Origin of the sequence: Mesorhizobium sp. C432A, assembly GCF_030323145.1 — a bacterium.
Classification (GTDB): Bacteria; Pseudomonadota; Alphaproteobacteria; order Rhizobiales; family Rhizobiaceae; genus Mesorhizobium.
In genome coordinates this window covers 5,345,154-5,368,323 of sequence record NZ_CP100470.1, presented here as the reverse complement: position 1 = coordinate 5,368,323, position 23,170 = coordinate 5,345,154, and the positions used below count along the sequence as shown (strand labels likewise).

Below are 23,170 nucleotides of genomic sequence, written 5' to 3'. Positions count from 1 at the left end.
CAATGTCAGCACAGATCGCACGCGGCGCGCCAAAATCTTGATTTCGCCACGCAACCGGTGACAAGCTCCTGCCATGGAATGGCGCGACGAGGGAATCATACTCGGCACCCGCAAGCATGGCGAAACCAGCGCCATTCTCGAGGTAATGACGCGTGCGCATGGCCGCCATCTCGGCCTGGTGCGCGGCGGGCGCTCGCGCAAGCAGCAGCCGGTGCTGCAGCCCGGCAACCGCGTCGACCTTTTGTGGCGGGCACGCCTCGACGAGCATCTCGGCACCTTCCAGGCCGAGGCGATCGAGATGAATGCCGCCCGGTTGATGGACAGCGCAGTCGCCGTCTACGGCCTGCAGACCATGGCCGCGCATCTCAGGCTCCTGCCGGAGCGCGACGCCCATGGCGGCCTGTATGAGACGCTTGCCGTGATGATCGCCCATCTGGACGATTCGGATGCCGCCGGGGAACTGGTGGCGCGCTTCGAACTGCTCATCCTCGACGAACTCGGCTTCGGCCTCGATCTCAGCCAGTGCGCGGCGACCGGCGCCAGGCAGGATCTGGCCTATGTCTCGCCGAAATCCGGCCGTGCCGTGTCGCGAGCCGCCGGTGCGCCGTGGCGCGACAAGATGCTGGCGCTGCCGGCCTTCCTGCAGCGCAGCTCCGGCTTGCGGGCGGACCACGCGGCACTCGAGGACGCCTTCCATCTGACCGGTTTCTTTTTCACCCGCCATGTCTACGAGCCGCGCGGCATCGAACAGCCCGATGCCCGTGCCGGCTTCCTCGCCGCCTTGCGCAAGCATCATTCGGGCGGCAAGGCCGCCCTTACGGCAGACGCTGCGCCAGAAGGGGGAGGGAGACTCGGTGGGTGCTGACCTCCGCAACCGTCCAGGTTCACAGCAAAAGCTGCATGCGGCAGCATTCCCTCCCCCTTGTGGGGAGGGTTAGGGTGGGGGTACTCATAGGGCAAGAGCCTCAGCCGGCTTTGCGATGCTCCATGAAATCATCGAGGATGGCGCGCTGACCGCCGAGGATCTTGAGGCTGGCCTCGGCGAAGGAAAACCAGCCGGCCCTGTCGATTTCGGGAAATTCCCTCGTCACGCCTGACCTGGGCGGCCATTCCATCGTGAACATGTTGCTTTTAACGGCATCGGCATCGAAATCGGCTTTGACGCTCCAGGCGATGACGATCTTGCCGCCGGCTTGCCGATAGCTGCCGACAGGTTCGAAATCGCCATCGATGCTGACTCCGAGTTCTTCCCCAGCCTCGCGCCGGGCGGCGGCCAACTCATCTTCATTGTCCTCGACGAGGCCCTTGGGGATCGACCAAGCGCCTTCATCCTTCCTTGCCCAGAACGGGCCGCCGGGATGGACGAGCAGAAATTCGAGAATGCCGGCCCTTGTCCGGTGGATCAGCAGCCCTGCACTTCGTTTCGGCATTCGATTTCCTCGTAGTTCATCCGAGGATAGCATGGCTCCTGGGCAAGTGGCGGCGGCATGCCATTCCTGGCTATCTCAGATGATGGGTGAGGATAAAGACCGTAGGCCGCTGGAATTTGCCGACGAAACATGCTCGATAACTTCTTTTCGGCCACCATTGCGGTGGCGTGACTTGAATAGCCGTCTGGGGTGGCCGTGTGGCCGCCGCAATCGTCAGTGAAAACTGGCCTGGTTTGGGGGAACCGCCATGTTTGAAAGCCTGATTGGCGCCGTCGTCGTTATCGTGCTTTTTGTCCTCGTCTTGCGCCAGCAGGGCCGCGTCAGTCTGATCGAGCGCGAACTCGGAGCGCTGCGCAGCCTGGTTCTGTCCGGAGTGCATGCGACACCGCCCCTTGCCAAACCGGTCGAGCAGGCTGCAAGCGCACCGGCGGATGCCGCTCACGCTAGCGCACCAGTTGCCGACGTAGCTTCGCCAACAACAGCCGACGCGGCACATGCCCAGGCACCGGCCGCCGAAGCCGATGCGGCCACCAGCGAGGCCGTGCCAGAACTGTCAGCCGCGGCCAAGGCGGCATTCACCGGATCCGCGCCTGCCGCCACGGCGAAGGCAGCCCGCCAGTCCGAGGTCGAAACCGCGCTCGGCACCCGTTGGGCGGTCTGGGTCGGCGGCGTCGCATTGGCTTTGGGCGGCCTGTTCCTGATCCGCTACACCATCGAGGCCGGCATTTTCGGCCCCGAAGTGCGGCTGTCCCTGGCGGCGCTGCTCGGCGTGGTGCTGATCGGCGGCGGCGAGTTCATCCGCCGCACCGGCTTCAAGGTGCCGGTGCAAGGGGCTGCAGGCGCCTATATTCCGGCGATCCTGACGGCTGCCGGCGCCTTCATCCTGTTCGGTACGGTCTATGCCGCGCACGCCATTTACGGTTTCCTCGGCCCGGCCTTCGCCTTCACCGTGCTCGGCGCCATCGGCGTAGCGACCATTGTCGCCGCTCTCGTCCACGGTCAGGCCCTGGCCGGCATCGGCCTTGTCGGCTCGATGGCGACGCCGGCGCTTGTGTCCTCGCAGGCGCCCAACCCATGGGCGCTGTTCGTCTACCTGGCGATCGTGCTTGCCGCCACAGCCGTGATCGCCCGCATTCGCGACTGGAAATTCCTGATTGCGGCCGCCTTCTTCGGCACCGGCGCCTGGACCATCGCCTACATGATGAGCACGCTCGTCGCCGACCTTGCCGTCATCCTGTTCATCGACGCGGTGACGCTGGCGGTGCTTGCCTTTGTGTGGCTGGGCACACGTGACAGCGAAGCGGAGACGGCGAAGACCGGCTTCGACTGGCCCTCGATCGTGCCAGGCGTTTTCGTTGCGTTTTCAGCGCTGGGCCTGTCCGTCGACACGACGCTGGTCGCCGCCGGCGGCGCCTTGCCGGGCGCCTTCGTCCTCGTCGCCCTTGTCGCCACCGCACTCTACCGGCCGCGCGCGCTGCCGCTGCTGCATGCCGCCGGCGTGGCGAGCGTGATGATCCATCTCGGCATCATTCCGCCCACCACCATCGGCTCCGACATAACCCAGGGGAATATCGGCTTTGACGGCATGCCGGTGGCGGCCGGAAATCCGTTGACGCTGCGCATCGGCATTGCCCTCGGCCTGGTTTTCATCGGCGCCGGCTTCTGGGCCGCACGCCGCTTCGCCGCCTCAGCACGGGTCCGCGCGGCATGCTGGGCGGCATGGGGCGTCGCTGCGCCGCTGCTTATTCTGCTGACGCTGTGGCTCGCCTACGGCAATCTCGACCGCGACCTTGTCTACGCAGCGATAGCTGCCCTTCTGGTCGTCATCTTCGCCGCCGGCGGCGAATGGATTGCGCGCGCCGAACAGCCGCCGCTCAAGGGCGACGTCGCCGTCTCCTTCGCGCTTTGCGGCTCGGCTCTGGCCGGGCTCCTGATGCTGCACATGGCCTTCGGTTCCGGCTGGACCACGTTGCTTGCCGGCGTTGCCGCCATCGTGCCGGCGCTGGCGACGCGTTGGCGTTCTTATCCCGTGCTGGGCTGGATTTCGGTCGGCGCGGTCGTCGCCGTGCTCGGCCGCGTCGCCTTCGATCCAACCATCGTCGGCGCCGAGTTCCTGACGACGACGCCGGTGTTCAACTGGCTGCTGCCGGGATACGGCGTACCGGCGCTGGCCTTCGGCTTTGCCGCCTGGCAACTCGCCCGCACCACAAATGGCCGGCCGCGCCTGGCCATGGAAGCGGGTGCAGCCCTTTTCGCGCTGCTCACCGTTGCCATGCTGGTGCGCCACGCTATGCATGGTGGCGTCATCGACACCGGCCCGGTGACGCTCGCCGAACAGGCGATCTATACGCTGATCGCCATCGGCGCCGGCGCAATACTGGTGGCCATCGACATGCGCTCGCCAAGCTCTGTGCTGCGCTACGGCTCGATGGCCGCCGGCGTGCTCTCGGTCGCCTTCATCGTCCTCCAGCATTTCCTGGTGCTCAATCCGCTGTTCACCGACGAATCGACCGGCCAGATCCCGGTGTTCAACCTCTTGTTCCTGGCTTACCTGTTGCCGGCCATCGCCGCCGGCGGGCTGGCGCTCTATGCCAGGGACAAGCGGCCGCCATGGTATGCGCAGATGCTGGCGGTGGTGGCGGCATTGCTTGTCTTCGCCTACGCCACACTGTCGGTCAGGCGCGTGTTCAAGGGCGAGTTCATCGGCCTGTGGAGCGGCCTCGGCCAGCTCGAGACCTACACCTATTCGGCGCTCTGGCTGATCATCGGCGTCGTGCTGCTCACCGCCGGCGTCTGGCTGAAGTCGCAGGTGCTGCGCATTGCCTCGGCGGCGCTGATCGCGATTGCCGTGGTAAAAGTCTTCCTGTTCGACATGTCGGAACTGGAAGGCGTGCTCAGGGCGCTGTCCTTCATCGGTCTTGGCGCCGTGCTGATCGGCATCGGCCTGTTCTACCAGCGGCTGCTGACGCGGGCGGCGAGGGAGGCCAACGCTGCAACTTGAAGTGATATACGAGGTGGAATATATGAATATCCAACGGAGGATATTCGATGCCGCTCTATATCCGCGACGACGAAGTGGATGCGCTGGCCAGCAGATTGCAACGCGAGACGAACGCTCCGAGCAAAACGGAGGCGGTGCGGGTCGCGCTCGTGCACGAACTTGAGCGCAATCGGGCGAAGGTGCCGCTGCGCGATCGGATCGCCAGTCTTCAGGACAGGGCCAGGAAGCTTGGCCTGCCCAATCCCGATTTCGATATGAAGAAGTTCACCGACGAGATGTGGCAAGACTGATGTTTGTCGACGCGTCGGTGATCGTCGCCATTCTCAACCAGGAACCTGGGTGGGAGCAATTGCTGAAGCAGCTATCCGGTTTTTCCGGGCAGGTCTGGGTTTCTCCGTTGGTTCACTTCGAAGCAACACAGGCATTGGCACGGGCCGGCGCCGGCCCGCGCAGACCCAGCGCTGAAGCCCTTCTCCATGCCCGCGATCTGATCGATGAGTTCATTGTGGAGATCATGGGAGAGAGTCTGGCCATTGACGACAACATCGGCTCTCGGGCCATTGACGCGAGTGCCCGCTACGGCAAAGCCGTTGGCCACAAGGCGGATCTGAATCTCGGGGACTGTTTTGCTTACGCCTGCGCGAAAAGCCGCGATCTTCCACTGCTGTACAAAGGCCATGATTTCGCACTGACCGATTTAGGATAATTCGGCCCTTTTGTTGATTGCGGGGAATAATTTAGCCGATCAACTCGTTATCTCACTGCTTGGGTGACCGGGGCGGCAGACCGCTTCGCGCTGGCCGCTTGCGCCGCGCCGGGAAGGCGCGTTCAATCGGGTTAAACAAGGGCGACCTCAGAACCAGCGGTCATGGACGAAAAGAAGGCAGCAATCCTTGGCGAAATACCGCGCCTGCGCCGCTACGCACGCTCGCTTCTGCGCGACCGCGAATCCGCTGACGATCTCGTCCAGGATTGCCTCGAACGAGCGCTCTTGCGGCTTGAAAGCTGGCAGACGGGAGAAAGCCCCCGGAGGTGGCTGTTCACGATCATGCATCATTTGTTCATCGATCAGATGCGCAAGGTGAACCGGCGCGGTGAGGCGGCGATCCTGCCGCTTGACGCAAACGAGGCGCAGGCAGTCCCCGCCGAGCAGGCCGAGAACGCCGCCTCGCGCGAGATCATCGACGCATTGCAGGCGATCAGCCCCGACCGCCGCGCCGCTCTCGTCATGGTCGCCATCGAAGGATTCTCCTATGCCGAAGCCGCCAACATTCTCGGCGTGCCCGCCGGCACGCTGATGTCGCGCATAGCGCGCGGACGCGAGGAGCTGCGCAGCCTGCTCGATGACACGGCGCGCCGCCGCTCGATAAGGATCGTCGAGAAATGACCCGCCGCGATTTTTCCGAACGCGATATCCACATGGCTCTCGACGGCGAGCTGCCGGGCGACGAGCGCGCCGCCTACGACGCCTGGATCGACGCCAATCCCGAAATGAAGGCGAAAAGCGCCCGCTACACCGCCGACCGCGCCGCGTTGCGCGCCGCCTTTGCCGGTGTGCTCGACGAGCCCGTGCCGGTGCTGTTCAAGCAGATCGTTAGCGGTGAAGGCGCGACCAAAGCGGCGGCGCGGCAGTCGCGCTGGTGGCTTGCGGCCGCGGCGGCCGCAGTGCTCGTCATCGGCGGTCTTGGCGGCTATTTTGCCGGCATCGACGGCATCGGCAGGGAAGATGGCGCCGATGACCAACTGGCCGAAGAGGCGATCGCCGCCCATGTCATCTATGCCGCCGAACAGCGCCATGCGGTGGAAGTGCCGGCAAGCGACAAGGATCACCTGCAGACCTGGCTGTCCAACCGCGTCGGCCTGAAACTGGTCGCGCCGGATCTGGTGGCGGAAGGCTTCCAGCTGGTTGGCGGCCGGCTGCTGCCCGCCGGCCAGGGCAAGGCAGCGATGCTGCTTTACGAGGACGCCAAGGGTCAGCGCATCTCCTTGTTCGTTACCGCTGATTCCTCAGCCAAGTCCAAGGGCACCTACATGGCGGACGCCGACGGCCCCGAGGCGGTCTACTGGCTGGACAAGGGCTATGCCTGCGCCGTCGTCGGCTCGCTGCCGCGAGAGCAGCTGGCCGCGGTCGCCAAGCGCGCCTACGGTCAGCTTCTGGCCGGTATCGCCAGTTGAGCACATTCCGTTTTGGCGTCATGCGCCGAGGCGGCGCCGCACCTGGCGGTGCCGCGGTCACCGCCCGCCACTCGCGGTGGAACTGTCACAATTCGGCCCTATTCAAGGTGCGATAGCGCTTGGCTGATATCGGCGTTTCGGCTGATGTTTGCGACGTTTTTGACCGCGGCCTTTTCCTCCACCCAATCGAGGTTTTCCAAACCCGCATGCCTGCCGAGATTCGCAAGGCCCGCGCGTCCGACGTCGATGACCTCGCCGCCATCGAGAAGGCGGTCTTTTCCAGTGACCGCATTTCCCGGCGCTCCTTCCGCTTGTTGATCGAACGCGAGACAGCCGAGATGCTGGTCGCCGAAAGCGATGGTCGTGTCGCCGGCTACGCCATCGTGCTGTTTCGCAAGGGCAGCGGCGTCGCCCGGCTCTATTCGCTTGCCACCAGCCCGTTTTTCAGCGGCCGCGGCACTGGCCGCATGCTGCTTGCAGCGGCCGAAGAAGCTGCCTTCGAGCACGACCGCATGATGTTGCGTCTCGAAGTGCGCGAGGACAATCTTCGCGCCATCGGCATCTATGAGCAGAGCGGCTACCGCAAGATCGGTCGCGAGCCCCACTATTACGAGGATGGCGCCACCGCGCTGCGCTACGAAAAGACCTTGCGCGGCGATATTCCCGTCGCCACCAAAGTCCCGTTCTACCAGCAGACCTGCGAGTTCACCTGCGGTCCATGCTGCCTGATGATGGCGATGGCCAATTTCGATTCCGGCTTCGTGCCCGATCCGGTCATGGAAATCCGCCTATGGCGCGAGGCAACGACCGTGTTCATGATGTCCGGCCCGGGCGGCTGCGAGCCCTTCGGCCTTGCGGTTTCCGGCTACGAAAGCGGGCTTGCGGCGGAAATCTTCGTGTCCTTCTATGGCGCGCTGTTCTTGCAATCGGTGCGCAGCGAAGACAAGCGCCGGGTGATGGAACTTGCCCAGGTGGACTTTCGCCGCCGCGCGGAACTTTACGGCATCCCGGTGAATTACCGTCCATTCACCATCGACGATATCCGCGGCGCCCTGGCTCAGGGAAAACTGGTGCTGGTGCTGATCAGCGGCTTCCTGATGTTCGGCAAGAAGGTGCCGCATTGGGTGCTGGCTATCGGCGACGATGGCGACCACATCCTGATCCACGATCCCTGGGTCGAGGACGAAAGACAGGAGACCATCCTCGATGCCGCCAACATTCCCGTGCCGCACGGCATCTTCATGAACATGGCGCAATTCGGCCGCGACGGACTGCGTGCTGCCATCACTCTTGGGAAACGCTGATAACAATGACCTGGGTCATCCTCACCGGCCGTCAGAACGATCTCGACCCGGCGGCGACGCCGCACAAGATCATCACCAACCGTGACTATCTTGCGCATCCGGCGCTGTTTCGCGGCCAGCAGCCGAAGGTCATCAACCTGTCGAACAATTACGCCTACCAGAGCCGCGGCTATTATGCCTCTCTGCTCGCCGGTTCGCGCGGCCACAAGGTCATCCCGACGGTCGAGACGATGATCGACCTGTCCGAGCGCAAGCTCTACGAGCACGCGCTGCCGGAACTGGAGCTGGCGCTCAACAAATGCCGCAAGGATCTCGGAGGCGTTTTCCCGCAAAAAATCTGCATCTTCTTCGGCATCGGACCGTCGAAGGTCTGGGACCGCTTCGCCAAGCTTTTGTTCGACTGGTTCCGCGCTCCGGCGCTTGAGGTTCACATCAAGGACAGCGCCGAATGGGCTTCGATCCGCAAGATCGGCTTCCTGCCGCTGGCCAGGATGGCCGAGGAGGAAGAAGCCTTATTCGTGCAGGCGCTCGAGACGTACACCAACCGCGAGTGGCGCGACACCAAGGGCCGCACCCCGGCACGCTACACCTTCGCCACGCTGGTCGATCCGCATGAGGAACTGCCGCCGTCGGAGATTTCCTCGCTGCGTTACTGGGCCAAGATCGCCGAAAAGATGGGCGTCGAAATCGAGCCGATCACCAGGAAGGACTTGGCCAAGCTCGCCAATTACGACGCGCTGTTCATCCGCGAGACCACCTCGATCTCAAACCACACCTACCGCTTCGCGCGCCGCGCCCAGCAGGAAGGCATGCCGGTGATCGACGACCCGCTGTCGATGATCCGCTGCACCAACAAGGTCTATCTCAACGAACTGATGGCCTACAACAAGGTGCCGGTGCCGCCGACGGTGATGATAGCCGGCACCTCGGACCTCGAACTGGCGGCGCAGACGCTGGGCTTTCCGCTGGTGCTGAAGATCCCGGATTCATCGTTCTCGCGCGGCGTCAAGAAATGCGGCAACTTCGAAGAACTGAAGACGCTCGCCACCGAGTGGCTGGAGGATTCCGATCTTCTGATCGCGCAGAAATTCATCCCGACCGAATATGACTGGCGCGTCGGCGTGCTCGGCGGGCAGCCGCTGTTTGCCGTGCATTATTTGATGGCGAAAAAACACTGGCAGATCGTCAACCACAAGGCCAGCGGCAAGCCCGACCAGGGCGGCATCAAGACCTTCACGCTGAAAGAGACGCCGCCGCATGTCGTCGACACCGCGGTGAAGGCGGCGCGCTGCATCGGCGACGGGCTTTACGGCGTCGATCTCAAGGAAACCAAGGATGGCGTCTTCGTCATCGAGGTCAACGACAACCCGAACCTCGACCATGGCTGGGAGGATTCCGGCGAAAAGGACGAAGTCTGGGTGCGGCTGACGCAATGGTTCCTGGAGCGGCTGGACCGTCCCGGGCGTTAGTTTGCCGTCCCGGGCGGTAATTCAACCGAGGGGGAAAAATGCAGTTCATCGTCATCGAGGATTTCACCGGCTGCGACCGCAAGGAGATCTACCGCCGTTTCGGCGAGCGCGGCCGATTGAAGCCGGACGCGCTTGTCGTGCACCACTCCTGGATCGCGGCTGATATGAGCCGCTGCTTCCTGCTGGTCGAGGCCGATGACGTCACGCTGCTGCAGCGCTGGGTCATCGAATGGTCTGACCTGGTGGAGTTCGAGATCATTCCCGTGGCGACGAACAAGGACATGGTCGCCGCACTGGCCGGCCATCTCTGAGCAGTTCGGTCCATCAGCCGAGCACCGGCGAACCCACCGACCGCCGGCATTCCTCAATCAGCCAATTGCGAAACGCCGCCACCAGGTCGCGCCTTGCACTGCGTTCCGGGATCGTCAGGCAATAGGGCTGACGCAGCGCGATCGATAGGGCATTAGCCCGGACCAAACGGCCCAATTCCAGCGCCCCGGCGCAATAAATGCCTTGCGCCAGCGCCACGCCCAGCCCTGAAATGGCAAGGTCGAGCGCTGCCCGCGACGAGTTCGCCGACAGGCCGCGCTGCACTGTGCGGCCGGGCTCTATGCCCGCCGCCTCGAACCATGTGCGCCAAGACGGAAACGACGCGCCGGTCGGTCCCCAGTCGGTGTGAATCAGTGGCAGGCCGGCGAGGCTGTCGGTTTTGGCGGTGAGTTCTGGCGCGCAGACGGGGTAGACGGCGTCCCTGACGATCTCCTCGCTCGGGTGTTCACGATAGTGCGGGCCGAAGGACAGCCGGATGTCGATCAGTTCGCGGTCGAACGGCACCGGATCGTCATCGCCGCGCAGGGATATGTCGACGGCGCCGTGGCTGGCGACAAAGCCGGCGAGGCGTTCGGAAAGCCAGCCCATCGCCATGGACGGCGGCACCGATACGACAAGCCGCGGGCGGAAGGCATCGCTGCCACGCGCGATGCTGCCGATCTCCCGAAAAGCCAGGGTCAGCCGGGGCAGCATCTCGACGCCGGCTTCCGTCAGCACCACGCGGCGGTTGACGCGATGGAACAGTTTTCGACCCATCTGCTCCTCGACGGTGCGAATGAGCTGGCTGACCGCAGCCGCCGAGATCGAGAGCTCATCCGCCGCTGCGGCGAAACTCCCCGAGCGCGCCGCCGCCTCGAAGGCTTGAAGTCCTCTCAGGGAAGGAAGCGCGGTCATTGGGTGATCCGATAGGTAAGGTCAGCTTATCTGTGTCGCAGAAATCCTCGTCTTTCGAAAGCTTTCTTATTCGAGTAGCTTGGCGCCATGACCGTATCGGCCCAGTTTGAACCCAGAGACCATCGCGACGTCGTCGCGTCTCTGACCAATGAGCAGCGCAGCCGCCTGACCGGCAAGTCGGACGGGCCGGGTCTGGTCCAACTCGCCTTCCATCTCGGCGCGATTGTGGCTATCGGCGGGCTGATTGCGGCCAAGGTGTCGTACTGGCCGCTGTTGATGTTGCCGCAAGGCATTCTTATCGTCTTCCTGTTCACGCTGCTGCATGAGACGGTGCACAGGACGGCGTTCGAGACGCAGTGGCTCAACGATGCCGCCGCAAGGGTCTGCAGCCTGGCGATCGCGCTGCCCGCCGACTGGTTTCGCTATTTCCACTTCGCCCATCACCGTTTCACCCAGGATCCAGAGACCGATCCGGAACTCGCCTTCCCGAAACCGGAGACGATGCGGCAATACATCGTCCACGTCTCGGGCCTGCCGGTGTGGTGGGGGCATTTGCAGACACTCTACACCAACGCGATTGGCGGCTGCCACGACAGCTACGTGCCGCCGAAAGGCCTGCCCAAGGTGCGCACTGAAGCCCGCGCCATGATCGCTTTCTATGTCGTGGTCGCCGCGCTAGCCCTGTGGTTCGAGGCAAGTGTACTGCTCTATGTCTGGATCGTGCCGGCGCTGCTCGGCCAGCCCTTCCTCAGGCTCTATCTGCTGGCCGAGCATGGCCGCTGCCCGCTTGTCGCCAACATGCTGGAAAACACCCGCACCACGCTGACCAACTGGCTGGTGCGCAAAGTCGCCTGGAACATGCCGTATCACGCCGAGCACCACGCCAATCCCGGCGTGCCCTTCCATCAGCTGCCGGCCTTCCACCTGCTGATCGAGCGCCATCTCAAAGTCGTCCAACCCGGCTATGTCAGCTTCCACGAGAAATACGTCGAGACTTTGCGCTGAGGCGCTCGGCCGTCAGCGTAGCGTCTGCTCAACGAGCGTGACGAAATAGCGGAGCACGGTGGGGACGATGGCGTCGTTGAAGACATAGCGATCGCCGTGCAGCCCTTCGCCCAGTCTGACCGCTCCTGCGCCGACCCAGGCATAGCAGCCGCCGGCTTCGCGGACCATGTAGGCAAAATCCTCGCAGCCGAGGCTCGGGTTGAATGCGGTCTCGACCTGCTCGCGGCCGATAACCGCGGTTGCCGCCTGGACGGCCCGGTCAGTGGCAGCCGACGTGTTGACCAGCGGCGGGTAGCCTTTCTTGTAGGCGAGCTTGGCGGTGAGTGCATGCGCCGAGGCAATGCCTTGCGCGATGTCGCCGATCAGCCTTTCGCAATGGTCCGACAAAGTGGGCTCGAAGAAGCGGCAGGTTCCCTGCAGCCAGACCTTGCCCGGCACGATGTTGCCGACATTGCCGCCATGGATCTGGGTGATCGAAACGACCAGCGCCATTTGCGGGTCGACCGAACGGCTGACGATGCGCTGCACGGCTTGAACGAAGGCGCCGGCCGCGAGCACGGGATCGTCGCCTAGCTGCGGCATGGCGGCATGCGCGCCGGCCCCCTCAAAGTTCAGTTCGAAAGTGTCGACGGCCGCCATCATCGACCCGGCACGGGCCGCGATCTTTCCGAGCGGCAGCCCCGGCCAGTTGTGGACGGCGTAGACGGCTTCCACGGGGAAGCGCTCGAACAGTCCGTCCTCGATCATCCGCATGGCGCCGCCTTCATTTTCTTCCGCCGGCTGGAAGATGAAACAGACGGTGCCGTCGAAGGCTCTGTTGTCGGCGAGCAGCTTGGCGGCGCCGAGCAGCATCGCGATGTGCCCGTCGTGGCCGCAGGCATGCATCACGCCGTCTTTTTTCGACGCGTGGGGCAGTCCGGTCTTCTCCAGCACGGGCAAGGCATCGAGTTCGGCCCGAAGCCCGATGGCGCGCACGCCTGGTCGTCCTCTGAGGACGCCAACCACGCCGGTGCCGCCTATGCCTTCATGAACCTCGTCAAGCCCGAAGGTGCGCAGCTTGTCGGCGACGAAGCGCGCGGTCTCATACTCTTGGAAACCGAGTTCGGGGTTGGCGTGGATGTGATGCCGCCATTCCACCACCTGCGGGGTGAGGGCGGCGATGGGGTCGTTGTGCAGCATTGCGCTCTCCTTGCCGGCTATCGTAAATTCGGCCTTGTCGATGCCAGCACGTAAAGGATTTGCGCCGGCAGCGTCTTGAACAGGATTGACCGTGTCTGGAATTCAACAGCCTCAGGAGACGACGCAGTTCTGGCGTCATCCGCGCTTTCGCGATCTTGGCATGCTCAAGGCGCGCTTCACGCGGCATCGCTACCAGCTGCACACGCACCCGACCTATGTCGTCGCCCTGATCACGCAAGGGTGCGAGCGGGTCCGCATCGGCAACGAGACTGTCCTCGCGCCGTCGGGCACGGTTCTGCTCGTCAATCCGGAGATATGGCATGACGGCGAGGCGGGCGCCGACCAGGGCTGGGCTTACCGCACCTTCTATCCCTCGGCCTCGCTCGTGGGTGCGATCGCGGACGAACTCGGGCAGGATCGCCCGCCGTTGTTTTCACAAGCGATCGTAGATGATGCCGATCTCGTCCAGGCAGTAGGCGTCGCGCACTTGGCTTCGACATCGGGTGATGCCACGAGCGCCGAAACATCCATGCTGATCGCCTTGCGCAAGCTCATCCTGCGCCATGGCGATTGGGGCGGCCGGCGGCGCGAGGCGGTCGAAAGCTTCGGATCGAAAAGCCGGCTCCGGGTCTATGAACAGGTCATCGAAGACCATCTGAACTCGGGCCTCGATTTGCAGCGGCTCGCTGAAGCCGCAGGCGTGACGCGCTTTCAAGTTATCCGCGATTTCAGGAAAGTGCTGGGTCTCACCCCTGCTGCCTTCATCCGTGACCGCAGGCTGCGCCGTGCCGATCTGCTGATCCGGCAAGGTTCAGATCTCGCCGGTGCCGCCTTTGCGGCCGGCTTCTCCGACCAAAGCCATCTCTCGCGCACCTTCCGCGCCGCGCATGGAATGACGCCGGGGATGTTCAGGCGCGCCGGGACGCTGCCCTCGTCTTGAGAAGTCGAGCCATGTCGGCGGCCTTTGACGGCATGCCGATCAGAAAGCCCTGCACCTCGACGCAGCCAGCCTTGCGCAATATGTCGAGCTGCGCTTCGGTCTCGACGCCTTCGGCGGTGACGGTGATGCCAAGTTCGGCACCAAGCCCGATGATCGTGCGCACGATCGCCGCCGTGTCCTTGTTGTCGATATCGTGGATGAAGGAGCGGTCGATCTTGATCTTGTCGACGGGAAAACGCCTGAGATAGCCGAGCGACGAATAGCCGGTGCCGAAATCGTCGAGCGCGATGCGGATACCGAGTTCGCGCAGCTGTCTCAGCGTCTTCAGCACCGTCTCGCTCTCATCCATCAGCACGGTCTCGGTGATTTCCAGTTCGAGCCGGCTGGCCGGCACGCCGGAAACGGCCAGCGCCGAAATCACGCTGCGGGCAAAGTCGGCGCTTCTGATCTGCACTGCCGAGACATTGACGGCGATGCGCATTCCAGGCGGCCAGCCGGCGGCCACGCTGCAGGCCTGTTTCAGCGCCCATTCGCCCAGCGGAACGATCAGCCCGCTGTCTTCGGCGGCTGCGATGAAATCGTCGGGCGCCACCAGGCCGCGCGTCGGTGAATTCCACCGCATCAACGCTTCGGCGCCGACGATCTTGCCCGACGCGATGTTGGTGATCGGCTGGAACTCCAGCACGAACTCCCGCCGCTTCAGTGCCGTCTCGAGATCGGTTTCGAGCGCCAGGCGCGCCCGCACCAAGGCATCCATGCCGGGCTCGAAAAAGCGGTAGACGTTGCGGCCTTCGCTCTTACCGCTGTAAAGCGCCATGTCGGCGTTCTTCAAAAGCGTGTCGGCGTCCTTGCCGTCACCGGGATACAGCGCGATGCCAAGGCTGATGCCGACATGCATGTCGCGGCCCTTGTCGCGAAACGGCTGGCTGACGACAGCGACGATGCGTTTTGCCAGTTGTTCCGCATCGGTGGCGCCTTTGGGATTGAACTGCAGGATGGCGAACTCGTCGCCACCGAGGCGGGCGACCACATCGGTGTCGCTGCGCAGGCTGTGCCGCAACCGCTCCGCCACGCATTTCAGCAGCCAGTCACCGGCCGGGTGTCCCCAGGTGTCGTTGACGGCCTTGAAGCGATCGAGGTCGAGCGAGAAGATCGCCAACGGTGTATCGCCGGCCATCGCCTGGTCGAGCCGTTCGCGAAACATCGATCGGTTGGGCAGGTCGGTCAGCGTGTCGTAATGGGCAAGGTGGCTCATGCGCTCTTCGGCGCGCCGGCGCTCGGTGATGTCTTCGAAGGTCGCCACCCAGCCGCCACCGGCAAGCGGCCGGCGCGCAACCAGCAGCGTTCGGCCATCGGCAAGGCTGCGGTCTGTCGAACGCTCCTCACCGGCCTGCAGGCTGGCTCTGGTGTTGGCGATCTCGCCGTCGATGTCCATCGACGGATAGATGCGCAGTCGCACCATCTGTTCGAGCAGGGCGCGCTGGCTCATGCCGAGCGGGAAGTCGTCAGGCGTGACCTTGTAGAGGTCGAGGAAGCGCTGGTTGCGCACGATCAGCGTGCCTTCGGCGTCGTACATCAACAGGCCTTGCGACATGTTGGCGAGCGCCGCATCGAAGCGGCGGTGCTGCTCCTTCAGTTCCTGCTCGGCCCGCCTTTGCTCCGTAATGTCCTCATAGATCGACACCCAGCCGCCTGAGGCCAGCGGCCGGTGCGTGATGGAAACGATGCGTCCGTCCGACAGTATTTCCTCGTAGGTCGAGGCTTGCGCGCGCTCGATATAGGGCTTGCGGATGGCATACAGGTCTTCGGCGCTCTGTGAGGCGACACCGATGTCGACGCTGTGCTTTAGAATGTCCAGGAACGCGATGCCGGGCCGCACGATCTTCGCGTCGAGGGAGAAGATGCTGATATAGTTGCCGTTGCAGATGATCATCCGCTCGTCGGCGTCGAACATGCACAGCCCATGCGACATATTCTCGACGGCCGCGGAAAAGCGCTCGTTCTGGTGGCGCAGTTCGTCGGCGATCTGCCGTGGCGCGGCGACGCCTCCGGCTCCCCGTCTGCGGACGGGCGAACCACCCTTGACGTGCGCAACGGACATGAGGCGTGCCTGCTGACCGTGATCGAAACCCGGTACTGTGGTTACCGCTGGTTAATTTAGCGTATGTTCACTGCGCCGAATGCACGGCAACCGTTGCCTGGCGTTGCTTTTCAAGCGTTGCGTAGCGTTTGAGGAAGGCAGCTTGCGCCGAGGTCACCGAGTGCGGCTTAAAGTCGAAGCGGTCGGCATTGAACCCGCGCGGCCGGCCGAAGAACTCGGTTGCTTCCGCGGTCGAGAAACCGGCAAGCAGCGTCGCCTCGTAATAGGCGGCGATCTGGTCGGCGCGCTTGATCTCCTTGCGCAAGCCGACGCCGAGTTCGGGCGGCAGCGAAAAGCGCTGATGGATGGCGCGCTGGAGACGCAGCTCACACTCCTTGTAGGAGCCGCCCATTACCGATTTGAACGGCGAGATCATGTCGCCGATGACATATTCCGGCGCGTCATGCAGCAGTGCTGCCAACTGAGCGTTGGCCGAGGCGTCCGGCTGCAACTCGCTGAACAGCGCCTCGACCAGCAGCGAATGCTGGGCAACCGAAAAGGCGTGATCGCCGCGGGTCTGGCCGTTCCAGCGGGCGACGCGGGCAAGCCCGTGGGCGATGTCGGAGATTTCGATGTCGAGCGGCGAGGGGTCGAGCAGGTCGAGCCGCCGTCCCGACAGCATGCGCTGCCACGCGCGCGGTGGCGCTCCGACGCGATCGGCAGCCATCAGGCATCCTCCGCGCCGATGGCTTCCCTGGGAAAGCTGAACTGCGCCCAGGCCGGGATGGCGAGCGAGACGGTGACATCACCGGCCAGTACCGGCTGGCCAGCGTCGAGCGCCGCCTTGACCCGGTCGATGCGGGCAATGGCGAGTCCGGCCGTGCCCGCGGTCGAGCCGAGCGTGCCGACCGGCCGCCCCGCAACCGTCAGCTCCGTGCCGGGCGCGGGTAAGGCGCGGTCGGCCGAAACGATCAGCACGCGGCGCCTGGCGGTGCCGCGATGCTGCATGCGCGAGACCACTTCCTGGCCGACATAGCAGCCTTTCTTGAAGCCGACGCCGCCGGTCTCGTCGAGCAGCACGTCGTGAGGGAAGGCATCGCCGAGCTGATAATCGGAACCGCTTTCGGCAATGCCTTTGGCGATGCGGAGCGCCTTCCACGCAGCCGGGTCGCCACCTGCGGATGCGCCGCCATAGGAACGGCTCACAACCACATCGCGGAAGCGGACATCGGCAAGTGTCGTTGAATCAGAAGGTGAGGCGCTTGAATCATCGCCCCAGGCAACCGTCACAAGCACTTGATCCTGCCTAGCAATCTCGGCCTTGGCGCGCAGCTTGTAAAGCATCAGCCGGCGCAGGAAGTCGTCTGCGATATCGGCACGGCAATCCAGCCGGAATGCGTCTTCGCCGCTACGCGAGATCAGGAAATCAAACAGGATCTTGCCTTGCGGCGAAAGCAGCGCACCGGGCTTTGCCGCGTCGACGGCCAGCGTGTCGAGGTCGGTGGTGAGGATGTTCTGCAAAAAATGCTCGGCATCCGGGCCTGACACGGAAATGAGAGCGCGGTCTTTGAGCAGGGCAAAAGGCATGGGTGGCAAAGAACCTGATCTTGCAAAACGGGCGGCCTTTACGTAAGCCGACGATACTCCCCCCGCAAGAGACCGAACGCCCATGGCCACCACCTACGACCTCATCCTGACAGGCGGCACGGTGGTCAACCATGATGGCGAGGGCGCGCGCGATGTCGGCGTCAAGGGTGGTCGCATCGTCGCAATGGGCGATCTTCGCCAAGCTTCGGCCGGCGAAGCGATCGACTGTCGCGGGCTGCACGTCCTGCCCGGCGTCGTTGACAGCCAGGTGCATTTTCGCGAGCCGGGGCTGGAGCACAAGGAAGATCTCGAGAGTGGATCTCGCGCCGCTGTTCTGGGCGGGGTCACCGCCGTCTTCGAAATGCCCAACACCAATCCGCTGACCACCAGCGAGGCGGCGCTTGCCGACAAGGTGCGCCGCGCCACCAGCCGGATGCATTGCGACTTCGCCTTCTGGGTTGGCGGCACACGCGAGAATGCCAATGATGTCGGTGAGCTCGAGCGGCTGCCGGGTGCTGCCGGGATAAAGGTGTTCATGGGCTCGTCCACCGGCGACCTGCTAGTCGAGGACGACGAGGGTGTCGCATCGATCCTGCGCAACACCCGCCGCCGCGCCGCCTTTCACTCGGAGGACGAGTTCCGGCTGCGCGAGCGCCTCGGCTTGCGCGTCGAGGGCGACCCGTCCTCACACCCCGTCTGGCGCGACGAGATCGCGGCCTTGCGCTGCACCGAGCGGCTGGTGCGCATCGCGCGCAGCACCCGCGCCCGCATCCATGTCCTGCACATCTCCACTGCCGAAGAGATCGTGTTCCTCGAACAGCACAAGGATGTCGCCACCTGCGAGGCGACGCCGCACCATTTGACGCTCACCGCCGACGACTATGCGCGGCTGGGCACGCTGATCCAGATGAATCCGCCGGTTCGCGCGGCCCGCCATCGCGACGGCGTCTGGCACGGCATTGCGCAAGGCATTGTCGATGTGCTCGGCTCCGACCACGCCCCCCACACGCTGGCCGAAAAGGCAAAGCCCTATCCGGCCTCACCGTCTGGCATGACCGGGGTGCAGACGCTGGTGCCGATCATGCTCGACCACGTCAATTCAGGCCTGCTGACCCTGCAGCGCTTCGTCGACCTCTCCAGCCACGGCCCGCAGCGCATCTTCGGCATGGCCAGGAAAGGCCGCATCGCCGCCGGCTACGATGCCGATTTCACCATTGTCGACCTCCAGCGGCGCGAGACCATCACCAATGCGCAAGCCGGCTCCAGGGCCGGCTGGACGCCCTATGACGGCAAGGAAGTCACCGGCTGGCCGATCGGCACCATCGTGCGCGGTCGTCGCGTGATGTGGGAAGGCGAGATCGTCACGCCCGGGCAGGGCAGGCCGGTAGAGTTTTCCGAGGCGCTGCCGGCTTAGCGGTTTCTTGCTGCGTTGGATTTTTTAAGCGCTATCCACTACGTTAAGGGCATTATGAACGCAGATATCGCGCCCATGATTGTCCCTGCGGAGTTTCCGGAGCTCCAGGCGCTCGCCTGGAACCGCGATGCGGCACGCCCGATTCCGGCCGAAGAGGCATTTGCGCTGTATGAGCGTAATTGGCGGTTTGTCGATCAAAAGCGTCTTACTGTGCGTGAGAAGATGCTTATCCAAAGTTTGGCAGACAAATTCGGTCACGGCGTGCTCTTGACCGCCGGCTGATTTCCCTCACCTGATCGTTCCTCGCAGCCGGAATATCAACAGGACACACCGCGAGCGTCATGATGGAATTCAAGAGGCCCGAGCACCAGATCATTGCCGAAGCGCTCGGGTTGATGGATCGCCATTTCCTGACCGCAAACCAGTGCTGGTTCGGCGGTGGCACTGCGATCGTTATGAAATTCGGGGAATATCGCCGCTCACTGGATGTGGACTTCCTGTGTGCCGACAGTGATGGCTATCGCGAATTGCGGACCTCCGCAGCCGAACGTGGCGTCAGAGCATTCTTTCCTGAGCCGGTCGAGGCTGTTCGGGACTTCCAGATCGATCAATATGGCTTGCGGACGATCGTGCGGTTGAAAGGCCAAACGATCAAGTTTGAAGTCATCCGCGAAGGCCGCATAAAACTGCGAGGCCATTTCGACGACGATCTGAATGTATCCGCCCTGGTCCCGGCGGATATGTTTGCCGAGAAGTTGCTGGCGAACGCGGATCGATGTCAGGACCGTGCAATTGCATATCGCGATGCCATCGATCTTGGAGTGCTGGTTGGCATCTATAAGGAAATCCCGAGCGACGCTGTTGGCAAGGCGAAGGCGGCCTATGGCGTGGATATCGAGCGCAAGGTGGCTTGGGTGGTAAACAGGCTGCGGGACAAGGAAGAATTGCGGCATGCCGCCGAGGTGCTGCAAATGGATCCCAACGCGGCGGTCGAAGCGATTTCGGCCCTTCGAAATGAAGGTATCCGCATATGGCCTGACACAGGCCTCGAGCTTTCTAGCCCTAGCCAGTAGCCATCCCAGGGGAATCGCCGTTCAATCCCCGGCGACGAAGAATGTCCACTGCCCGGCCGGCGTGATGCCGACGCGGTAGAAGATGTAGGCGCCGAACTGCTTCATGTCGTCATAGTCGCCGGCGGTGACGATCTTGAACAGTTCGACCCGCTGTCTGGCGTTGAGCTTGTCCAGCGGCAGGGCGAAGAAATAGGGCCAGACATAGAGTTCCTGCGGTGTGCCGACGTCTACATGGACATAGCCGGCATTGAGCACCTCTTCCAGGATAGCGAGGATTTCCTGACCTTCCTTGTCGCCCGATAGCCCTTTCAGGAACGCGATCGGGTCGCCCTCGATTTCGCCCAGCGACAATTGGGTCATGGTGTCGCCCTTGCCGATCAGCGGCCGCAGCTTCTCGATGTCGCCGCTGACGCAGGCCTCGACCATCAGATCGCGCATGCGCCTGACGGGCTCCGGCAATTTGGAAAGGTCGTAGACGACTTCAGGCACCGGCCCTTCGGGATCGGCACTTGGGTTGGCCACGCCGCCATCGTTGGCGGGGGCTTCCGGTTGGCTTTGTTCGGGCTCCGTGGGCGATTTCGGCTGGCTGGCGGCCGGTGGCGCCGTGCCGGGCAGATCGGGCATTGGCACTGAATTTTCAGACGGCGCCGTCTCACCATTGGCTGGTGGCCCGGCAGGAGCTGGAAGCTCCTCGCGCTTGATCTCGCTCAGCGCATAGGCAGGGTTGCTGGTCAGGACAAGCGCCAGCGGAACCGCGGCGCAGGAAGCGGCAAGCCAGATGCTGAGGACCACGCCGCGAGGCCGGCCTGACATCGAAAAATTCACCGCTTGCCTCTCCTCGGGCCTAGGCTCTTCAGGCATGATGCCCAAACGACTCGCCGTCGTCAAAGAACCGGTAAGCTGGCAGTGCACCCTCTGAGACGCGCGACGCCTAGTGCCGAAACCGCTCCGGCTCGAAGGCGCCGGCGATCACCTTTTCACGCATGCGATCGAGCAGGGCAAGGGCCGAGGTTTCGCCATTGGCTCGCAGCATCTCGCCGAACGCGGTTTCAAGCGCTGCCTCGGCGATGATCTCAGGTTCTATGCCGGCCGACAGACCTTCCGCCCAGGCCTCGCTATGGCTTTCCACCGCGGTCAGGCGCTTTTCTTCCCTGACAAGCGCGTCGATGTCGTTGACGCCATGTTCCATTTGCGATGTCCACCTTTTCAAGCGGCGGTCCGACGGGTCGGATCCGGCTTGGGCTGCCCCTATCTCACGCAGGCTAAGTAAGTATCTGTAAATACGACATTTTTTTGATCGTCTTTACAAACTTCGTCGCCTGCGTTCGGTCCGATTCAAACTTAGCCGATTAGACCGGTGAGCGGGATGAAAACCTTCAGTTTGAGTTAATTCCGCATTCGCGCGCTAACGTTTCGTTAATACTGTTGCGCAAGTGCAACACCAAGATTGCATCAACGTGCCGTGGATACAAGGCGGGTGCTCGAAAAGGCGTTGGCTAAACGCCGTCTGGCGCTCGTCAGTTGCCGTAACGCGAGGCGATGTCGCGCGACAGCGTCTCGCCTTCCTTCATGTAGCGGCTGATGGCTTCGGTCGCTGACGGCGTGCATTGGGTATAGGTGCCGCCGAAGGAACGGTAACCGCGGTTGAAGCTGGCGATGAAGCGGGCACGCCGCTCCGGATCGGGATTTTCCGAATCGATCAGCTTTTCCATCTCGGTGCGCCACTGGTCGCCCTTTTCGCCGCACAGATTGCGCAGGAAATGCAGCGACCCCAGCACCTCGGCCAGTCGCATCAGCCCGGGCTCGAACGGCGACTCGGCGGCCAGCGCCGGCTGCACGGCAAAAGCCGTGGCGGCGGCGATGCATGCGGCAAGGAACAGCGAGGTGCGGGTCATAAGTCTATCTGACGAAACATTTTGTCGCCTGCAAGGCGATTCTCGGAGCGGGCAGATATGGGCCTGCTTCAGGCCAAAAGCTCTTCAGCCACCTCCATGACGTCACCCGCGAGCGGCAGCGTCGCCATTTCATCAAGACTATAGAAGGCGGCGGTCTCGGCATCGTCGCTGGCCGTCGCTTCGCCGCCGGCATAAACGGCGCCGAACACGGTCAGCAGATAGTCGACCGCGTGATTCTCGCCGCTGCCGTCGATGTGGATGTCGCGAAGCGGACGATAGTCCTGCGCCCGCAGCCCGGTTTCCTCCAGCAATTCGCGCGACGCTGCTTCTTGCAGCGTCTCGCCGGGCTCGACCTTGCCGCCGGGAAAGGCATAAAGCCCCTGCGACGGCGGCCGCGCCCGTTTGACCAGCAGCACCGTCCTGCCGCGCACGACGGCGACCGAGACTGCGGGAAGTGTCTTGCGCTGCTCGTTCATCGATCTCGTTTCGCCTATGTGAGGCCAAACCCTTGTGGACCGGCTGGCAGCGAGCAGCTTTAGCGGTTGCGCAGCGCCGGTTCCATCGCCACGTTCGCGATCGGATCAATTCATCGAGCTTTCCCATGTGCGGACGCTTTGCCCTGACGGCCACGCCGGACCAGACCGCCGCCTTGTTCGGCCTGGCGGAGCTGGAGGATTTTCCGGCCCGCTACAACATCGCGCCGACGCAGCCGGTGCTAATGGCGCTGTCGGGGCCGCCGCGCATGCCGGGCTCGAATTTCCCGGATCGCCAGGCGATGCTGGTGCGCTGGGGGCTGGTCCCCACCTGGGTCAAGGACACCAGGAAATTTCCGCTGCTCATCAACGCGCGTTCGGAAGGCGCTATTGAAAAAGCCTCGTTCAAAGCCGCCATGCGCCATCGCCGTGCCTTGGTGCCGGCCTCCGGCTTCTATGAGTGGCAGCAATCCGGCAGCGGCAAGAAGGGCCAGCCCTACTGGATACGGCCTAGGCATGGCGGGTTGATCGCCTTTGCCGGGCTGATCGAAACCTATGCCGAGCCGGGCGGTTCGGAAATGGACACCGGCGCTATTCTTACCGTCAACGCCAATGCCGGCATCGCCCATATCCATGACCGGATGCCGGTGGTGATCGCGCCTGAAGATTTTGCCCGGCTGGCTGGACTGCCGCACGCTCGAACCGCGCGATGTGGCCGACCTGCTCAAGCCCGCGCTGCCCGATTTCTTCGAGGCAATTCCGGTCTCCGACCTCGTCAACAAGGTCGCCAACATCGGGCCGGAGATACAGGACATGGGCATCGTCGAGCCCGGCAAGGTCAGGCGCCAGAAGCCCGGCGCGGACGACAGTCAGATGACGCTGTTTTAGAGCGCGCTCCCAAGAAGCCAGGTCCGGTCTTCG

At 63.6% G+C, this 23,170-nt stretch carries 24 protein-coding genes and 1 pseudogene; 15 read left to right on the top strand and 10 right to left on the bottom strand.

The window, feature by feature from the left end; translation table 11 throughout:
- Nucleotides 1-73 precede the first annotated feature (73 nt).
- The gene (recO, locus tag NLY33_RS26445; protein WP_023705395.1) at nt 74-865 is read left to right on the top strand and encodes a DNA repair protein RecO; all 792 of its coding nucleotides are present in this window, start codon (nt 74-76) and stop codon (nt 863-865) included.
- Between the two features lie 100 nt (nt 866-965).
- Here recO and NLY33_RS26440 read toward each other — a convergent pair whose 3' ends face one another.
- Nucleotides 966-1,430 carry an NUDIX hydrolase gene (locus NLY33_RS26440; protein WP_023705394.1) on the bottom strand — a complete coding sequence of 155 codons (465 nt, stop codon included), beginning with the start codon at nt 1,428-1,430 and terminating at the stop codon, nt 966-968.
- Between the two features lie 247 nt (nt 1,431-1,677).
- Here NLY33_RS26440 and NLY33_RS26435 point away from each other — a divergent pair, with 247 nt between their 5' ends.
- The 8 genes from NLY33_RS26435 to NLY33_RS26400 all read left to right on the top strand — a co-directional run bounded on the left by NLY33_RS26435 (nt 1,678) and on the right by NLY33_RS26400 (nt 9,690).
- Nucleotides 1,678-4,431, top strand: coding sequence for a DUF2339 domain-containing protein (locus NLY33_RS26435; protein WP_023708432.1), 2,754 nt, complete (start codon nt 1,678-1,680; stop codon nt 4,429-4,431).
- A gap of 47 nt (nt 4,432-4,478) precedes the next feature.
- Nucleotides 4,479-4,721, top strand: coding sequence for a type II toxin-antitoxin system VapB family antitoxin (locus NLY33_RS26430; RefSeq protein ID WP_023705392.1), 243 nt, complete (start codon nt 4,479-4,481; stop codon nt 4,719-4,721).
- A complete protein-coding gene (locus NLY33_RS26425) occupies nt 4,721-5,137 on the top strand; it encodes a type II toxin-antitoxin system VapC family toxin (protein ID WP_023708433.1) in 417 nt (138 codons plus the stop codon). Before NLY33_RS26430 ends, NLY33_RS26425 begins: the two co-directional genes overlap by 1 nt.
- Before the next feature lie 162 nt (nt 5,138-5,299).
- Complete coding sequence (locus tag NLY33_RS26420; protein WP_023670250.1) at nt 5,300-5,818, top strand: RNA polymerase sigma factor; 519 nt, start codon at nt 5,300-5,302, stop codon at nt 5,816-5,818.
- Nucleotides 5,815-6,606 carry an anti-sigma factor family protein gene (locus NLY33_RS26415; RefSeq protein ID WP_023687291.1) on the top strand — a complete coding sequence of 264 codons (792 nt, stop codon included), beginning with the start codon at nt 5,815-5,817 and terminating at the stop codon, nt 6,604-6,606. Before NLY33_RS26420 ends, NLY33_RS26415 begins: the two co-directional genes overlap by 4 nt.
- 206 nt (nt 6,607-6,812) lie before the next feature.
- The gene (locus tag NLY33_RS26410; RefSeq protein WP_023705389.1) at nt 6,813-7,910 is read left to right on the top strand and encodes a peptidase C39 family protein; all 1,098 of its coding nucleotides are present in this window, start codon (nt 6,813-6,815) and stop codon (nt 7,908-7,910) included.
- A gap of 5 nt (nt 7,911-7,915) precedes the next feature.
- Complete coding sequence (locus NLY33_RS26405) at nt 7,916-9,379, top strand: RimK family ATP-grasp domain-containing protein (RefSeq protein ID WP_023692866.1); 1,464 nt, start codon at nt 7,916-7,918, stop codon at nt 9,377-9,379.
- 38 nt (nt 9,380-9,417) lie between these two features.
- A complete protein-coding gene (locus NLY33_RS26400; protein ID WP_023670254.1) occupies nt 9,418-9,690 on the top strand; it encodes a DUF3303 domain-containing protein in 273 nt (90 codons plus the stop codon).
- Nucleotides 9,691-9,703: 13 nt separating this feature from the next.
- On the opposite strand, the gene NLY33_RS26395 is transcribed toward NLY33_RS26400, so the two are convergent.
- The gene (locus tag NLY33_RS26395; RefSeq protein ID WP_023670255.1) at nt 9,704-10,603 is read right to left on the bottom strand and encodes a LysR substrate-binding domain-containing protein; all 900 of its coding nucleotides are present in this window, start codon (nt 10,601-10,603) and stop codon (nt 9,704-9,706) included.
- An 87-nt stretch (nt 10,604-10,690) separates the two neighbouring features.
- On the opposite strand from NLY33_RS26395, the gene NLY33_RS26390 reads away from it, so the two are divergent.
- Entirely contained in the window at nt 10,691-11,608 is a 918-nt protein-coding gene (locus NLY33_RS26390; protein ID WP_023705388.1) for a fatty acid desaturase family protein, read from the top strand.
- A 12-nt stretch (nt 11,609-11,620) separates the two neighbouring features.
- Here the strand turns inward: NLY33_RS26390 and NLY33_RS26385 are convergent, their stop codons facing one another.
- Nucleotides 11,621-12,787: an amidohydrolase gene (locus tag NLY33_RS26385; RefSeq protein WP_023705387.1), complete on the bottom strand. Its 1,167-nt coding sequence runs from the start codon at nt 12,785-12,787 to the stop codon at nt 11,621-11,623.
- 91 nt (nt 12,788-12,878) lie between these two features.
- Here NLY33_RS26385 and NLY33_RS26380 point away from each other — a divergent pair, with 91 nt between their 5' ends.
- Complete coding sequence (locus NLY33_RS26380; protein ID WP_031196463.1) at nt 12,879-13,727, top strand: AraC family transcriptional regulator; 849 nt, start codon at nt 12,879-12,881, stop codon at nt 13,725-13,727.
- Here NLY33_RS26380 and NLY33_RS26375 read toward each other — a convergent pair.
- The 3 genes from NLY33_RS26375 to ygfZ all read right to left on the bottom strand — a co-directional run bounded on the left by NLY33_RS26375 (nt 13,696) and on the right by ygfZ (nt 17,394).
- On the bottom strand, nt 13,696-15,828 hold the full coding sequence (locus tag NLY33_RS26375) for a putative bifunctional diguanylate cyclase/phosphodiesterase (RefSeq protein ID WP_023705386.1): 2,133 nt from the start codon (nt 15,826-15,828) through the stop codon (nt 13,696-13,698). The two genes, NLY33_RS26380 and NLY33_RS26375, sit on opposite strands and share 32 nt — an antisense overlap.
- A gap of 67 nt (nt 15,829-15,895) precedes the next feature.
- Nucleotides 15,896-16,534, bottom strand: coding sequence for an HD domain-containing protein (locus tag NLY33_RS26370; RefSeq protein WP_023670260.1), 639 nt, complete (start codon nt 16,532-16,534; stop codon nt 15,896-15,898).
- Nucleotides 16,534-17,394, bottom strand: a complete 861-nt coding sequence (ygfZ, locus tag NLY33_RS26365; protein ID WP_023684483.1) for a CAF17-like 4Fe-4S cluster assembly/insertion protein YgfZ — start codon at nt 17,392-17,394, stop codon at nt 16,534-16,536. The genes NLY33_RS26370 and ygfZ overlap by 1 nt, the downstream gene beginning before the upstream one ends.
- A gap of 82 nt (nt 17,395-17,476) precedes the next feature.
- Between ygfZ and NLY33_RS26360 the strand changes: the two genes are divergently transcribed.
- The 3 genes from NLY33_RS26360 to NLY33_RS26350 all read left to right on the top strand — a co-directional run bounded on the left by NLY33_RS26360 (nt 17,477) and on the right by NLY33_RS26350 (nt 19,881).
- Nucleotides 17,477-18,808: a dihydroorotase gene (locus NLY33_RS26360; RefSeq protein ID WP_023705385.1), complete on the top strand. Its 1,332-nt coding sequence runs from the start codon at nt 17,477-17,479 to the stop codon at nt 18,806-18,808.
- 54 nt (nt 18,809-18,862) lie between these two features.
- Entirely contained in the window at nt 18,863-19,090 is a 228-nt protein-coding gene (locus tag NLY33_RS26355; protein WP_027049982.1) for a hypothetical protein, read from the top strand.
- 62 nt (nt 19,091-19,152) lie between these two features.
- Nucleotides 19,153-19,881, top strand: coding sequence for a nucleotidyl transferase AbiEii/AbiGii toxin family protein (locus tag NLY33_RS26350; RefSeq protein ID WP_023684480.1), 729 nt, complete (start codon nt 19,153-19,155; stop codon nt 19,879-19,881).
- Nucleotides 19,882-19,902: 21 nt separating this feature from the next.
- Here NLY33_RS26350 and NLY33_RS26345 read toward each other — a convergent pair whose 3' ends face one another.
- The 4 genes from NLY33_RS26345 to NLY33_RS26330 form a co-directional block, all read right to left on the bottom strand.
- Nucleotides 19,903-20,706, bottom strand: coding sequence for a hypothetical protein (locus tag NLY33_RS26345; RefSeq protein WP_023705384.1), 804 nt, complete (start codon nt 20,704-20,706; stop codon nt 19,903-19,905).
- Between the two features lie 106 nt (nt 20,707-20,812).
- The gene (locus tag NLY33_RS26340) at nt 20,813-21,070 is read right to left on the bottom strand and encodes a hypothetical protein (RefSeq protein WP_023673564.1); all 258 of its coding nucleotides are present in this window, start codon (nt 21,068-21,070) and stop codon (nt 20,813-20,815) included.
- A 328-nt stretch (nt 21,071-21,398) separates the two neighbouring features.
- Nucleotides 21,399-21,776 carry a TIGR02301 family protein gene (locus tag NLY33_RS26335; RefSeq protein ID WP_023705383.1) on the bottom strand — a complete coding sequence of 126 codons (378 nt, stop codon included), beginning with the start codon at nt 21,774-21,776 and terminating at the stop codon, nt 21,399-21,401.
- Nucleotides 21,777-21,844: 68 nt separating this feature from the next.
- Nucleotides 21,845-22,252, bottom strand: a complete 408-nt coding sequence (locus NLY33_RS26330; protein WP_031196461.1) for an NUDIX hydrolase — start codon at nt 22,250-22,252, stop codon at nt 21,845-21,847.
- 125 nt (nt 22,253-22,377) lie between these two features.
- On the opposite strand from NLY33_RS26330, the pseudogene NLY33_RS26325 reads away from it, so the two are divergent.
- A pseudogene (locus tag NLY33_RS26325) lies at nt 22,378-23,137 on the top strand (SOS response-associated peptidase).
- Nucleotides 23,138-23,170 lie beyond the last annotated feature (33 nt).